11 protein-coding genes and 1 pseudogene are annotated in these 13,641 nt (G+C 65.9%); 8 read left to right on the top strand and 4 right to left on the bottom strand.

Annotated elements, in window-relative coordinates:
• The first annotated feature begins 111 nt into the window (after positions 1-111).
• The 5 genes from VGH68_RS22335 (at position 112) to VGH68_RS22355 (ending at position 4,999) form a co-directional block, all read left to right on the top strand.
• Complete coding sequence (locus VGH68_RS22335; RefSeq protein WP_144114068.1) at positions 112-315, top strand: cold-shock protein; 204 nt, start codon at positions 112-114, stop codon at positions 313-315.
• Positions 316-451: 136 nt separating this feature from the next.
• Positions 452-889, top strand: coding sequence for a hypothetical protein (locus VGH68_RS22340; RefSeq protein ID WP_331605891.1), 438 nt, complete (start codon positions 452-454; stop codon positions 887-889).
• 268 nt (positions 890-1,157) lie between these two features.
• Complete coding sequence (gene hpnJ, locus VGH68_RS22345) at positions 1,158-2,579, top strand: hopanoid biosynthesis associated radical SAM protein HpnJ (RefSeq protein WP_331605892.1); 1,422 nt, start codon at positions 1,158-1,160, stop codon at positions 2,577-2,579.
• Positions 2,580-2,584: 5 nt separating this feature from the next.
• Positions 2,585-3,736 carry a bacteriohopanetetrol glucosamine biosynthesis glycosyltransferase HpnI gene (hpnI, locus tag VGH68_RS22350; RefSeq protein ID WP_414696973.1) on the top strand — a complete coding sequence of 384 codons (1,152 nt, stop codon included), beginning with the start codon at positions 2,585-2,587 and terminating at the stop codon, positions 3,734-3,736.
• A 216-nt stretch (positions 3,737-3,952) separates the two neighbouring features.
• Complete coding sequence (locus VGH68_RS22355; RefSeq protein ID WP_331605894.1) at positions 3,953-4,999, top strand: lysylphosphatidylglycerol synthase domain-containing protein; 1,047 nt, start codon at positions 3,953-3,955, stop codon at positions 4,997-4,999.
• A 63-nt stretch (positions 5,000-5,062) separates the two neighbouring features.
• Here VGH68_RS22355 and VGH68_RS22360 read toward each other — a convergent pair whose 3' ends face one another.
• Together VGH68_RS22360 and VGH68_RS22365 are read right to left on the bottom strand one after the other, a co-directional pair.
• Positions 5,063-6,469 carry an ATP-binding protein gene (locus tag VGH68_RS22360; RefSeq protein ID WP_331605895.1) on the bottom strand — a complete coding sequence of 469 codons (1,407 nt, stop codon included), beginning with the start codon at positions 6,467-6,469 and terminating at the stop codon, positions 5,063-5,065.
• Positions 6,466-7,125, bottom strand: coding sequence for a response regulator transcription factor (locus tag VGH68_RS22365; protein ID WP_331605896.1), 660 nt, complete (start codon positions 7,123-7,125; stop codon positions 6,466-6,468). The genes VGH68_RS22360 and VGH68_RS22365 overlap by 4 nt, the downstream gene beginning before the upstream one ends.
• Before the next feature lie 391 nt (positions 7,126-7,516).
• Between VGH68_RS22365 and VGH68_RS22370 the strand changes: the two genes are divergently transcribed.
• Genes VGH68_RS22370 through hpnK form a run of 3 tightly spaced genes read left to right on the top strand, consistent with a single transcriptional unit; the run spans position 7,517 to position 9,999 of the window.
• Positions 7,517-7,867 (top strand): hypothetical protein, encoded by a 351-nt coding sequence (locus VGH68_RS22370; protein ID WP_331605897.1) that lies wholly within the window; start codon positions 7,517-7,519, stop codon positions 7,865-7,867.
• Between the two features lie 12 nt (positions 7,868-7,879).
• The gene (gene hpnI / locus VGH68_RS22375) at positions 7,880-9,154 is read left to right on the top strand and encodes a bacteriohopanetetrol glucosamine biosynthesis glycosyltransferase HpnI (RefSeq protein WP_331605898.1); all 1,275 of its coding nucleotides are present in this window, start codon (positions 7,880-7,882) and stop codon (positions 9,152-9,154) included.
• Between the two features lie 14 nt (positions 9,155-9,168).
• On the top strand, positions 9,169-9,999 hold the full coding sequence (gene hpnK, locus VGH68_RS22380; RefSeq protein WP_331605899.1) for a hopanoid biosynthesis-associated protein HpnK: 831 nt from the start codon (positions 9,169-9,171) through the stop codon (positions 9,997-9,999).
• An 80-nt stretch (positions 10,000-10,079) separates the two neighbouring features.
• On the opposite strand, the gene VGH68_RS22385 is transcribed toward hpnK, so the two are convergent.
• Both VGH68_RS22385 and VGH68_RS22390 read right to left on the bottom strand, forming a co-directional pair.
• Positions 10,080-13,151, bottom strand: coding sequence for an efflux RND transporter permease subunit (locus VGH68_RS22385; RefSeq protein ID WP_331605900.1), 3,072 nt, complete (start codon positions 13,149-13,151; stop codon positions 10,080-10,082).
• Positions 13,148-13,641, bottom strand: a pseudogene (locus VGH68_RS22390) (efflux transporter periplasmic adaptor subunit); the annotation flags it as partial. The gene VGH68_RS22385 and the pseudogene VGH68_RS22390, both read right to left, overlap by 4 nt.

Genomic DNA, 13,641 nt, shown 5'->3' on the forward strand with positions numbered 1-13,641 from the left:
ACCAGTCTCGATGAATACACCGCAGAAGCGGGGCCACCGGGGCACGAGTCAGCGCTTTTCTAGCGTTTTTACATTCAGCTTTTCAATTCAGCGCATCACGAGGACATCGCCATGCCAACCGGAACAGTGAAATGGTTCAACGACGCAAAAGGCTTCGGCTTCATCACGCCGGACGACGGCGGCGAAGACCTGTTTGCCCATTTTTCGGAGATCCGCAGCGAGGGTTTCAAATCGCTGCAGGAAAACCAGAAGGTCAGCTTCGAAATCAAGCAGGGGCCCAAGGGCAAACAGGCGGCCGACATCAAGCCAGCTTGATGTCGGGTTGACGCCGGCTTCACACCGGGTCGGCGCTGAGCTGCATGCACCAGGCCTGGCGCGACCTGAACCGGGCCTGGCGGGCCGCGCGGCTCGCCCCGGTCCGGACCGCGATCGCCCGATATGCGAGGCTGGTATGGACAGGCAGGCCGCTTACGCGGAGATCGAACGCAATGGCGGCGCCGCGTACGCGAGAAGCTTCGCCGCGCGTTATCCCGAGCATCCGTTCACGCCGTTCTGTCATCGTTATCTGTTCGAGCAGACGCAGCGTGACGAAGCGGCCGCCGAGGCCGCAACGGCGGCGCCCGGTTCCGCAGCGCACGCGGCGACGCACGACGACGAGCGCGGCTTCGCACTGAAGTCGCTAGCGCGGATGGAGGCGTCGTCGCATATCGCCCAGGCGGCGGCGAACGCGTCGCGCGATGCCGCGGCGGGCGCCCACACGTCGGCGCGCGCGGCGCGCCGCTCGGCGTTCTGGACGATGATCGCGGCACTCGCGTCGGCGCTCGGCGTAGTGGTAAACGCGGCCCTCAATCTCGGTTGGCTCGAGTGGGCGAGACACATGGTCCGCTGAGCCGCGTAATACACGCGACGCATGCAGCACAAGCGTGCAGCAGCATGCGTGTTCCCTCGTCTACCACAGCGACAAGACAGCCGGACGCGACGCAAAACTAAAAGTCGGAACGACGCCGTGCGGAGCGGGAACGCAGTATTATTCCTCAGGTTTCCTTCAGCTTTGCTCCGTACCATCTATCGGCCGTCTGCTCGCGTCCGGGCAGTCATGGTTCCGATAGCTTCCCGACAGAAAACTGAAAACGCCGATCAGGCTTGCTGGAGTCTCGATGAAAACTCTGTTCTTGCAGGCCCCGTCATTCGATGGTTTCGATGGCGGCGCCGGCTCGCGCTACCAGGCCAAACGCGAGGTCAAGTCGTTCTGGTATCCGACCTGGCTCGCGCAGCCGGCCGCTCTGATTCCCGATAGCCGCGTATTCGATGCGACCGCGAATGGCGCATCGGTCGACGAGACGCTCGATCTCGCGCAGCAATACGATCTCGTCGTCATTCACACCAGTACACCTTCGTTTCCCACCGACGCGCTGTTCGCGCAGCACCTGAAAGAACGCAAGCCGTCGATCGTCATCGGCATGGTCGGCGCGAAGGTCGCGGTCGATCCGCACAACTCGCTGACGGCGACCGACGCAATCGATTTCGTCGGCCGCGAAGAATTCGATTTCACCTGCAAGGAAGTCGCCGAGGGCGTGCCGTTCGCGCAGATCAAGGGCTTGAGCTATCGCGCGGCCGACGGTTCGATCGAGCACAACGAAGCGCGTCCGATTCTCGAGAACATGGACGAGCTGCCGTTCGTCGCGCCGATCTACAAGCGCGACCTGACGATCGAAAACTACTTCAACGGCTATCTGAAGCACCCGTACGTGTCGCTTTACACGGGCCGCGGCTGCCGCTCGAAGTGCACGTTCTGCCTGTGGCCGCAAACGGTGGGCGGCCATCGCTACCGGGTGCGCTCGGTCGAGAACGTGCTGGAGGAAGTGAAGTGGATTCGCGACAACATGCCCGAAGTCAAGGAGATCATGTTCGACGACGACACCTTCACCGACTTCAAGCCGCGCGCCGAGGAAATCGCGCGTGGGATGGGCAAGCTCGGCGTCACGTGGTCGTGCAACGCGAAGGCGAACGTGCCGTATTCGACGCTGAAGATCATGAAGGACAACGGCTTGCGCCTGCTGCTGGTCGGCTATGAATCGGGCGACGACCAGATCCTGCTCAACGTGAAGAAGGGTCTGCGCACCGACATCGCGCGCCGTTTCGCGAAAGACTGCCGCTCGCTTGGCATCAAGGTTCATGGCACGTTCATTCTGGGTCTGCCGGGCGAGACCCAGGAAACGATCCAGAAAACCATCGAGTACGCGAAAGAGATCAACCCGCTGACCATTCAGGTGTCGCTCGCGGCGCCGTATCCGGGCACGCGGCTCTACAACGAGGCGGTCGACAACGGCTGGCTGGAAGAGAACAAGGTTATCAATCTGGTCAGCAAGGAAGGCGTGCAGCTGGCCGCGATCGGCTATCCGCACCTGTCGCGCGACGAGATGTATCACCAGCTCGAAAACTTCTATAAGCGCTTCTATTTCCGGCCGTCGAAGATCTGGGAAATCCTGCGCGAAATGTTGACCAGCTGGGACATGATGAAACGGCGCCTGCGTGAAGGCGTCGAGTTTTTCCGCTTCCTGCGCGCGCATCAGGCGTGAGCACGATGCATCTGTTCGCCGTCACGCTGGCCTACGCGTGCGCGGCGGCGGCTGCGATCGGCATCGGCTATACCGTGCTCGCGAGTACGCTGATCGGGCGTTTCTTCGCGCGGCCGGTGGCCGAACCGGTGAGCTATCCGCCCGTCACGATCGTCAAGCCGCTGCATGGCAACGAGTGGGCGTTGCTCGCGAATCTGTCGAGCTTCTGTGAGCAGGACTATCAGGGGCCGGTCCAATACCTGTTCGGCGTGCACGACTCGGCGGACCCGGCGCTCGAAGCCGTCGACGAATTGCGCCGTCTGCATCCCGAGGCCGACGTGACGGTAGTCGCCGATGCGCGTCTCTACGGGCCGAACCGCAAGATCAGCAATATCCTCAATATGCTGCCGCACGCGCGCCACGACGTGCTGGTGTTCGCCGACAGCGACGTGAGCGTCGGCCCCGGTTATCTGCGTCACGTGATCGGCGAATTGCAGAAGCCGGGCGTCGGGCTCGTCACGTGCGCATATCGCGGCCAGCCCGATCCGGGCTTCTGGCCGCGGCTCTCCGCGATCGCGACCAACTACCAGTTTTTGCCGGGCGTCGTCGCGGGGCTCGCGCTCGGCCTCGCACACCCATGCTTCGGGCAGACCATCGCAATGCGGCGCACGACTTATGAACGCATCGGCGGCTTCAAGCCGTTCGTCCGCCATCTGGCCGAGGATCACGCGATCGGCGAGGCGGTGCGCGCGACGGGCGAAGCGGTCGCGATCGCGCCGTTTGCGATCGCGCACGCGTGCGTCGAATCGAGCGCGAAGAAGCTGGTCACGCACGAGCTGCGCTGGAGCCGCACGATTCGTCGCATCGATCCGGCCGGGCACTTCGGCTCGGCACTGGTTCATCCGTTCGCGTTCGCGCTGCTCGCGCTCGCGTTCTCGGGCGGCGCGCTGTGGGCGTGGCCGCTCGCGCTCGCCGCGATGGGCGCGCGGCTCACGTTGAAACTGCTGTCCGACCGCGCATTGCGCCAGCCGTGCCACGATCTGTGGCTGCTGCCGTTATGGGATCTCGTGTCATTTGCGATTTTCGTCGCGAGCTTCCGCTCGTCACGGGTGACCTGGCGGGGCTTCAGCTTCAAGGTCGACGGCGACGGCTTGCTGTCGGCGGCACAGGACGAATGACGAACGAACGGCGATTGGGCGGGCAATGATCGGTCAGGTTGGCAACGGGCGCCACGCAAGCGGCCCGGCGGCGGAAACGGGGACAAGCACACGGGTAGTGGGGCGGGAGGCGGCTGCGGTAGTGCGATCGACCGCATCGCGAATGCCCGCACACACCGTGGCACGAATCATGATGCACGTAGCACGTGTCTCCTTTGCAGGCGAGGTGAGCGCGTGATGAAGCATCTCGGCCGCGCGGCCGCGCTCGTCGGGTTGGTCCTTTCGCTGTGGCTCGTGTGGCGCGACGATCCGCGCGCCGTCCTCGGCGCACTGCGTGCGGCCGGCGGCGGTCTGGTGCTCGCGGCGCTCGCGCACGTGCTGCCGATGATCGCCAATGCCTGCGACTGGCGCTCGCTGATTCGCGGCGCGAACCGTCCGGGGCTCGGCAAGATGCTGCACCTCGTATGGGTGCGCGAATCGATCAACAGCATGCTGCCGGTCGCGCGGATCGGCGGCGAAGTCGTGTCGTTCCGGATGCTCAGGGGCTGGGGCGTGCGGCCGTCCACGGCGGTGGGCAGCCTCATCGTCGACATGCAGCTGACGGTGATCAGCCAACTGATGTTCACAATGGTCGGCATCGGCTTTCTGTTCGCGCATGCGCAGTCCGGCGCGCTGCGGCTCGCCGGCCAACTCGCGTGGGGCATCGTCGCGCTGACGCCGTTGCTGCTGCTATTTGCGCTCGTGCAGCATGCGAACCCGTTCCAGCGCGTCACGCGCGCGCTCAATCACATGACGAGCGGCAAGCTCGCCACGCTGGTCGGCCAGTCCGCGCAGATCGATCAGTCGATCAAGCTGATCTGGCGACGCCGCGCGGTCGTGCTGCGCTATCTGTTCTTCTGGCAGCCGTTGCAATGCGTTGCGACATCGCTCGAAATCTGGCTCGCGCTGTACTTTCTCGGCGCGCGCGTGAGCTTCGTCGAGGCGATCGTGATCGAATCGCTAATCCAGGCGATCAGCAGCGCCGCATTCTTCGTGCCGGGCGGACTCGGCGTGCAGGAGGGGGCCTTTATCGTGATCGGCGGCGCGTTGGGGCTGGATCCAGCGACCTGTCTCGCGCTCGCGGCCGCTCGGCGGATTCGCGACCTGCTGATGTTCGTGCCGGGGCTCATTGCATGGCAGTTTTCGGAGTCGTCGGTAGCGAGACCGGCGCAGCGCGTGGAACGCCGCGCGCGCGCCGATCTGGCCGAACACCGCTCATCCGTCGGCGACGGCAGCCGGCGCTAGTTGTTGCGCCGATCTGTCCCGTCAGCGTTTCGGGCTGAAGCAGAGCCACCGCACCTCGGGCATTCAGCTCAGCGCACTCCGGTAAGCCGGAAACGATACGTGCACGGCCAGGCCTCGCTCGCCGATCCCCGCACCGAACTGCAGGCTCGCGCCGAAATGTTCGGCGATCCGCGCGACGATCGACAGGCCCAACCCGCTGCCGGTCGCCTGATTGCCTGTCGCGCGAAAAAACCGGTGGGTGAGCCGCTCGAGATCGGCCGGCGCGACACCAGGGCCGTCGTCGCGCACGCTCAACCGCACGCGCCCATCGGTACGCTGCACCGCGAGTTCGACGACCCCGCCCGCGCGTCCATACTTGATCGCGTTATCGAGCAGGTTGTCGATCAGGATACCGATCAGCACGGGCTCCGCATCGATCTCGGCGAGCATGTCGGCGACCAGCCTCACGCTGATGTGTTTGTGCTGCGCGCTGCGCTCGCTTGCAAGCAGAGTATGCCTGGCGACCACCGCCGGCTTGAGCCGTTCGGTCGGCACGGTCTCGTGCTGGTCGAGGCGTGCGAGCAGCAACAGCTGTTGCGCGAGCCGCGCGCTGCGATCGACGCCTTGCACGACGCGCTCCATCGCGAGCCGCTGCAACGCGATATCCGGCTCGGCCAGCGCGACCTGTGCCTGCACCTTGATCGCGGCAAGCGGCGTTTTCAGTTCATGCGCCGCGTCGGCGGTAAACGCCCGTTCGCGTTCGAGAGAATCGCGCAGCCGCGCGAGCATCTGATTGATCGCATCGACGAGCGGGCGCACCTCGACCGGCGTATGGCCGATGCCGACCGGCTCCATCCGGTTGACGTCGCGCGAGCGGATCACGGCCGACAGCACCTGCAACGGCGCGAGACTCCAGCCGATGCTGATCCACACCAGCAGTGCCAGCACCGGCAACGCGATCAGCGTGGGCCGCGCGATACGGCTCGCCACGCCGCTCACCAGATCGCTGCGCGTGTTGGCCGGCTCGAACACGCGCACGCTGTGACCGCGGGCGGCGTCGCGCAGCGTGAACGAGTGATACATCTGGCCGCCGAGCGTGACGTCGAGCGCGCCGCTCGCGGGCGCGAGCGGCAAGTCCCATGCACCCAGCGCGCGCAGTTGCGGGCTGCCCGCCAGCACCTCGCCGTTGGCCGCGCGCACCTGGAAGAGCGCGTCGCGCGGCAGCGTATCGTCGTCATCGAGAGCGCTCGCGCCGGGCTCGCCGCCTTTTTCTTCTTCGCGCACGTCGATGCGCGCGTTGGCGAGCGTAGTCAGATCGGCTTCGTCGAGCAGCGCGAGAATCTGCGCGAGTTCGGCGATGCGCGCCTCTTCCCATGCGCCGACTTCACGCGTCGCCTGGCGGTAACTGGTGACGAGCGCGACGCCCCAGACCATCGCGATGCTCGCCAGTACCAGCAATACGAGACGCCGGCGTATCGACGCGCCCCTCATGGCTTCTCCATCACATAGCCGATATTGCGCACGGTCTTGATCAGACCGGCGCCAAGCTTTTTACGCAGGTTGGACACATGGACCTCGATCGCATTGCTTTCGATTTCCTCTTGCCAGCCATACAGGCTTTCTTCGAGCCGCGAGCGCGACTGCGGAATGCCGGGGTTCGTCAGCAGTTGCAGCAGAATCGCCCATTCGCGCGACGTGAGTGGCACGCGCGTTTCATCTACCTGTACCGTTCGCGCGGCGGGGTTCACTGTCAGATTCCGGTAACGAATCAGATCGATACTGCGACCTTGTGCGCGGCGCAATAGCGCGCGGCAACGCGCGATCAGCTCGGTCAGATCGAAAGGCTTGCCGAGGTAGTCGTCGGCGCCCGCTTCAAGACCGCCGACCCGCTCGACCACCGTGCCTTTGGCGGTCAGCACGAGCACCGGCACGTCACTGCCGGCGTCGCGCAGACGCTTGAGCAGTTCCATGCCGCTTACGCGCGGCAGCCCGAGATCGAGGACCAGCAACGCATATTGCGTGGTGTCGAGCGCGAGGCCGGCCTTGTGGCCATCGAGGGCCCAGTCGACCGTAAAACCGGCCTGGCGCAGGCCTGCTTCGACACCGCTGCCGATGAGTTCGTCGTCTTCTACGAGGAGTACGCGCATGACGCAAAGATTCCTTTCGGGGTGTTTTTATGGCGCGGCGCGTCGCTTGCTCGTGCAAGCGTGTCCGGGCATCCGTTCATGCATCGGTGCGTGTGCGCGATAGCCGCTGCGGTTCACCGATGTGCTTCGTTAGCTGCTTGATACCACGACAATGCTTAAGGTTTCCTTCAGGTCGGATCGATAGTATCAGCCCACTATCACGGGTCGTCGCAACGCGTGCGGTGCACGCGAAACCACGCGGTTGTCAGATCGTCGCAACCCGGTCGTAAGGATGGCGACGAATCGAAGCGGCATGCTTTTCATGCAGATCGATCATGCGATCGGACCGCACCGATGAATCGCGTGAGACGCCGCGCATCGTCAGATCGCGAGACCACGCACGAGGCACGTTATGAAGCCAGCCACCACCGACATGCTGCGCGCTCATCTACTGGTCGCATCGCTCACGGCCGCGGGCACCGAAGCGCTGTTGGCCATTGCATTGCCGGTCCTGCCGGTTTCCCAGGTCTTTTTTTCCTCTACGTCGTTCCGGCTGCTTGCTCTCGCGCTGATCGTCGGCGGCGTGGTGGTCGCGCGCGAGTTCGCGCGCGCCGCATTCGCGCTCGCGGTGAAACGCCACCAAGCGGTTCCCACCGACGCCGGCGCGTGGCAGGTTGCGGCGGCAGCGGACTGCCGGCGGCAGTGGCTCGTCGTGTTGCATCTGCGCCTGACGGGGCAGCCGTTCGTGCTGGCCACGCATTGACGGATCACCGCGATGGCGGCGCACGTGGTGACGGCATGCCAATGGATCCTGCTAGCAGGCTGTGTCGGCGCATCGATCTATGGGCTGGCCGCCGCGCTCGCGATGCCGTTCTTCAGCGCGCGGCATGAATCCCTCCATCACGGCCGCGTGTCGTCCGTCCCACCGCCGCCCGACACCGCGCTCGCGAGCGCATCGCCGTACTCGCGGCAACAGCCATTCACGCAGCCCGGCGTCAGTGTGCTCAAGCCATTGTGTGGCGCCGAGCCGCGTCTCTACGAAAATCTGCGCACCTTCTGCGAGCAGCGTCACCGGCGATTTCAACTGGTGCTCGGCGTATCATCGCCGCACGATCCCGCGATCGCGGTGGTGCGCCGTTTGCAGGCCGCCTATCCGGAGTGCGACATCGAACTCGCGATCGACACGCGTGTGCATGGCCGCAATCTGAAAGTCAGCAACCTGATCAACATGGCGTCGCGCGTGCGTCATGACGTGATCGTGATCGCCGATAGCGACATCGCGGTCGATGCCGATTATCTCGATGGCGTTGCGGCGCCGCTCGCCGACGCCGACGTGGGTGTCGTCACGTGCCTGTATGTCGCGCGCGGGGTCGGCGGTTTCTGGCCGCGCGTGGGCGCGCTGTTCATCAACGAATGGTTCGCGCCGTCGGTGCGCGTCGCGCACGCGATAGGCTCGCGCCGCTTCGGCTTCGGTGCGACGCTCGCACTGCGGCGCGCGACGCTCGAGCGCATCGGCGGATTCAGCGCGCTGAAGAATTGTCTCGCCGACGATTACTGGCTCGCCGAACGCGTGCGCGCGCTCGGGCTGCGGACCGTGCTGTCGCGCGTGATGGTCGCCACCGACGTGATCGAGCCGACGTTCGGCGCGCTGTGGCAGCGTGAGACACGTTGGCTGCGCACGATCCGCTCGGTCAATCCGGCTGGCTTCGCATCGCTGTTGATTACGTTTCCGACGCCCTGGCTCGTGACGAGTGCCGCGTTGAGCGTATCGTTGGCCAGCCGCGCAGGCGGCCACGCGCCGTTCGCCGCGGTCATCGCGAGCCAGGCCGCGACGGCCGTCTGCTTCGGCGCACGCTTGCTGTTGCACCTGCGCGCCGCGCGTCGCGAGCGCACTTTCTGGCGCGATCTGCCGCTGGTGCCGCTGCGCGATACGCTGATTGCGCTGCAGTGGCTATTCAGCGCGTTTGGCTCGCATGTGGTGTGGCGGGGCGCGCGCATGCCGGTCGGCACGGCAGGCGAGCGCGCCGGTCAGCTCGACAGTTTGACCTGAGCGGAGAGTTCGGGATGCCGGCCGCCTCACGCGCACCGACGCGTGCACTGATTACGACCGCCGACGATTTCGGCCTGCATCCGCGCGTGAATGCCGCAGTGGAGCGCGCGCATCGCGACGGCGTGCTGCGCGCCGCGAGCCTGATGGTCGGCGCGCCGGCCGCGCGCGATGCGCTCGCGCGGGCCCGCGCACTGCCGCAACTGCGCGTGGGTCTGCATCTGGTGCTGGCCGACGGCGCCGCGCTCGCGCCGCGCGCGCAGATTGCCGCGTTGCTCGACGCGAACGGTCGCTTCGGCAGCAACATGGTGCGCGACGGCGTGCGTTTTTTCTTCCTGCCGCATCTGCGCAGACAGCTCGCGCGCGAGATTCGAGCGCAGTTCGACGCTTTTGCGGCGACCGGGCTCACGCTCGATCATGTGAACACGCACAAGCATTTTCATCTGCATCCGAGCGTGCTCGGATTGATTCTCGAGATCGGCCGCGACTATGGGATGAAGGCGATGCGCCTGCCGTTCGAAGCCAACGCGCCGTGGTGGCTGCGGCCGTGGATCGCGCAGATGAAGGCACGGCTCGATCGTGCCGGCGTCGCGCATAACGACTATGTGGTCGGCATTGCGGCGAGCGGGCGGATGGACGAGGCCGCGTGGCTGGCCGCGCTTGCCGATTTGCCGGCTGGCGTCGGCGAAATCTACTGTCATCCGGCGCTCGCCGGCGACGCGTTGAGCGATGGCATGCGCGACTATCGTCACGCGGACGAATTGCAGGCGTTGCTGTCGCCGCGGGTGGCCGCCGCGATCGACGCGCTGCGCGCGCGGGTCGGCGGGTTCGCCGACGTGCTCGCCTAACCCGCCTCGCGCATCGCGCCTCACGCGCGCCGCGCGCGTGATGCGCGCGAACGCCGCGTTCGGCGACGGTTCGCCGTAACTCACGCAGCCCGCTTCTTCATCAACAGCTTCAGCAATACCGGCAGCAACAGCAGCACCAGCGGCAACTGCACGATCAGCCCGGAAATGATCGCAATCGCGAGCGGCTGCTGCATCGCCGAGCCTTGCCCCAATGCGAACGCGAGCGGCAGCAACGCGAGGATCGCGGCGATCGTCGTCATCGCGATCGGACGCAGACGGTTGCGGCCGGCGGCCTGCAATGCATCGCCGAACGGCATTTCGTCGTCGCGCACCAGCGCCTGCAACTCGGATACGTAGAAGATCGCGACCTCGGTCACGATGCCGATGATCATCGTCATGCCCATCATTGCCGAGATGTTCAGCTCGATGCCGGTGATCCACAGCCCGATAAACACCGCGCCCGCCGCGAGTAACGGCATGGCCAGCACCGCGAGCGCGACGCGCAGGCGCTCGTACAGAAACAGCAGCAGGCCGAACACCAGCGCGATCGCCGCGCCGAACACGGTCAACAGGCCCCTGAACGCAATCTGCTGTTGCTGATAGAGGCCGCCGAGTTCGTAGTAGACGCCGGTGGGCAGCAGGTTCGCGTCGCCGAGCGCATTGCGTACGTCGGCGATCGTCGAGCCGAGGTCGCGGCCATCGATCCGCGCGGTCACCGCCACCATCCGCTTCAGATTCGAGCGGCTGATTTCGGCTTGACCGGTGAGCGTCACGCGATCGGCGACGCGCTTTAACGCGAACAGATGCCCGTCCGGCGCGCGAATCTGTAATTGCCCAAGTTCCGTATCGGTGAGCGCACGTGCGCCGCTGACCCGCACGCGCACGCCGACCGTCTTCGGTCCGCGCTGGAACTGCGTCGCGACATCGCCTTCGAGCATATCGGTCACGGCCTGCGCGATCGCTTGCGGGTCCATCCCCTCGGCCGCCGCGGCGGCGGGCAGGATATGCAGTTCCAGCGCGTCGCCCGCGGGGTTGATGCCGTCGTTCACATCGACGATCCCGTGAATCCGGCCGATGCGCGCGGCGACCTTGCGCGCGGTCGTCTCGAGCGTCTGCGCGTCGTCCGAGAAGATCTTGATCTGCACCGGCTGCGGCACCGCGGTCAGATCGCCGATCAGGTCCTCCATCAGTTGCGCAAGTTCGATGCTGACGCCGGGCACGTGGGTTTCGATCTGCGAGCGGATTTCCTCCATCACGGTGTCGATCGGTTCACGCTTGCCGGACTTGAGCCGCACGAAGAAGTCGCCCTTGTTCGGCTCATTCAGATCGCCGCCGAGACCCGCGCCGGTGCGGCGCGAATACGTCGCGACATTCGGATTCGCGCGGATGATCTGCTCGATCTGTTTCATCAGCCGGTCGGTCTCGGTAATCGACGTGCCCGGCTGCGTGTGATAGTCGAGCACGAAGCCACCTTCGTCCATGCTCGGCATGAAGCCGCTGCCGACCCGCGTGAACGCGAACGCGGCGACCACGATGAGCGGCACCACGCCGACCAGCACCAGCAGCGGGCGGGCGCTCACCCGCCCGATCAGCGACGCATAGCCCCGGTTCAGCCACGCGGCGAAGCGGGTGTCCTTGTGCTCTTCGGCATCCGCGGGCGTGAGCCAGCGGTCGCACAGAATCGGCACCGCAAGCCATGTGACGAGAAACGAAATGAACAGCGCGCTTGCCATCGTCACCGATAACGCCTTGAAGAACGCGCCCGTCACACCCGACAGGAACGCGAGCGGCACGAAGATGATCAGCGTCGCCGCGGAGGAACCGGCGAGCGGGCGCGTGAATTCGAGCGCGGCGGCCATCACGCGGCCATGAAACGCGTGCGCGCCGGCTTCGCGCATGCGCCGTGCGATGTGCTCGATCATCACGATCGCGTCGTCGATCACGAGGCCCACCGCGGCGGCCATCCCGCCCAGCGTCATGATGTTGAAGCCCATGCCGAACACATCGAGCAGCAGGATCGTCGCGGCCATCACGACCGGCACCAGCGCGACCGCGATCGCGGTGATTTTCCAGTTGCGCAGAAACGCGAACAGCGTCAGCGCGGCAAGCACCACGCCGATCATGATCGCGTCGCGCACGCTGGTGGCCGACGCGATCACGAGTTCACTCTGGTCGTACCAGTTCGACAGATGCACGCCAGCGGGCATCTGCGGCTCGAACGCGGCGAGCTTCGCGCGGATTGCGCGCGCCATCGCGACGCTGTTCGCACCCGGCTGCTGATAGATATTCAGCAGTACGGCGTCCTCTCCATCGGCGGTCACGCGAATCCATTGCGGCACCACACCCTGGCTGACCGTGGCGACGTCGCCAAGACGGATCTGCGTGCCGCTTGCATTGCCGCTTGCCGTGCCGCCGGCGGACACGACGACGTTGCGCAGTTCGTCGAGCTGCGTGACCGTCGCGTTGCTGACGACGAGGTACAGCTTGTCGTGATCTTCGATGCGGCCGTTGGCCATCAGCACGTTGCTCGCGCCGATCGCTTTCGACACATCCGCGAGCGACAGCTTGTAGGCGGCAAGGCGCGCCGGATCGACCGCGACTTCGAATTCGTCCTGCGCGCCCCCGGTGACTTCGACGCGCGCGACGCCTTCGACCGACGATAGCAGCGGGCGCATCTGGAACTGCGCGACATCGTGCAGCGCGGAGAGCGATTGCCGGGTCGATGTGAGGCTGTACGCGAGCACCGGAAACACGGTGGGGTCCATGCGCCGTACCTGCATCGTCGTGCCCGGCGGCAGCGTCGCGAGAATCTCGCTGATCGCCGATTGCGCCTGCAACGTCGCCTGGGCCATGTCGGTGCCCCAGTCGAAGTTCAGCGAGATTTCCGCCGCGCCGCGGCTGGTCCTCGAATCGACGTCGCGCACGTTCGGCACGCGGCGCAGCGCTTCCTCGACCGGCATCGTGACGAGCGTCGCCATCTGCTCGGCGGGGCGGTCGCCCGCATCGAGCGAGACCACCGCGCGCGGAAACGACACGTTCGGAAACAGCGAGATCGGCAGCTGGAACGCGGCAAGCGCGCCCGCGATCGCGAGCAGCGCGATCACGAACAGCAGCGAGCGGCGATGGGTCTGCATCCATTGGCCAACATTCATCGCGGCGCGCCTCCATCGGCGCGCACCGCGATGCCGTCTTTCAACTCGTAGTTGCCGCTGACGACGACGCCGAGCATCGGGTCGATCGGACCGTCGAGCCCGTAACGCGCGCCGTTTTCGACCGCGATGCTGACCGCGACGCGGCGCGCCTTGTTTTGCGGCGTGATCTGGTACAGGTACGCGTTCTGGCCGTCCTTCAGGACCGCCGCGCGCGGCACGATCCAGTGCATGCCGGGGTGCGTCGCGACGTCGGCGGCGACGCGCGTGCCGGGGATGAACGGCGTCGGCGCGAGCGGCACGTTCGCGCCGATGTCGACGAGTTGGGACGAAGGATCGATTGCGCCGCCGACGAACGCGACCCGCCCCTCAGCCGTCGTGTTCGCGAGTGCCGCGGACAGGCCGCGCAACGTGACCACGTCGCCTGGATGGATCGCGGCGGCGTCCGCGGGCTCGACGCCGAGCATCACGTTGGCACGCGCGGCGCGGCTGT

Source organism: Paraburkholderia sp., from assembly GCF_036488505.1.
Classification (GTDB): Bacteria; Pseudomonadota; Gammaproteobacteria; order Burkholderiales; family Burkholderiaceae; genus Paraburkholderia.

Bases quoted from the DNA above. Each gene is read 5' to 3' on its own strand.
- VGH68_RS22335 (WP_144114068.1), top strand. From the start codon at position 112: ATGCCAACCGGAACAGTGAAATGGTTCAACGACGCAAAAGGCTTCGGC.
- VGH68_RS22340 (WP_331605891.1), top strand. From the start codon at position 452: ATGGACAGGCAGGCCGCTTACGCGGAGATCGAACGCAATGGCGGCGCC.
- hpnJ (WP_331605892.1), top strand. From the start codon at position 1,158: ATGAAAACTCTGTTCTTGCAGGCCCCGTCATTCGATGGTTTCGATGGC.
- hpnI (WP_414696973.1), top strand. From the start codon at position 2,585: ATGCATCTGTTCGCCGTCACGCTGGCCTACGCGTGCGCGGCGGCGGCT.
- VGH68_RS22355 (WP_331605894.1), top strand. From the start codon at position 3,953: ATGAAGCATCTCGGCCGCGCGGCCGCGCTCGTCGGGTTGGTCCTTTCG.
- VGH68_RS22360 (WP_331605895.1), bottom strand. From the start codon at position 6,469: ATGAGGGGCGCGTCGATACGCCGGCGTCTCGTATTGCTGGTACTGGCG.
- VGH68_RS22365 (WP_331605896.1), bottom strand. From the start codon at position 7,125: ATGCGCGTACTCCTCGTAGAAGACGACGAACTCATCGGCAGCGGTGTC.
- VGH68_RS22370 (WP_331605897.1), top strand. From the start codon at position 7,517: ATGAAGCCAGCCACCACCGACATGCTGCGCGCTCATCTACTGGTCGCA.
- hpnI (WP_331605898.1), top strand. From the start codon at position 7,880: ATGGCGGCGCACGTGGTGACGGCATGCCAATGGATCCTGCTAGCAGGC.
- hpnK (WP_331605899.1), top strand. From the start codon at position 9,169: ATGCCGGCCGCCTCACGCGCACCGACGCGTGCACTGATTACGACCGCC.
- VGH68_RS22385 (WP_331605900.1), bottom strand. From the start codon at position 13,151: ATGAATGTTGGCCAATGGATGCAGACCCATCGCCGCTCGCTGCTGTTC.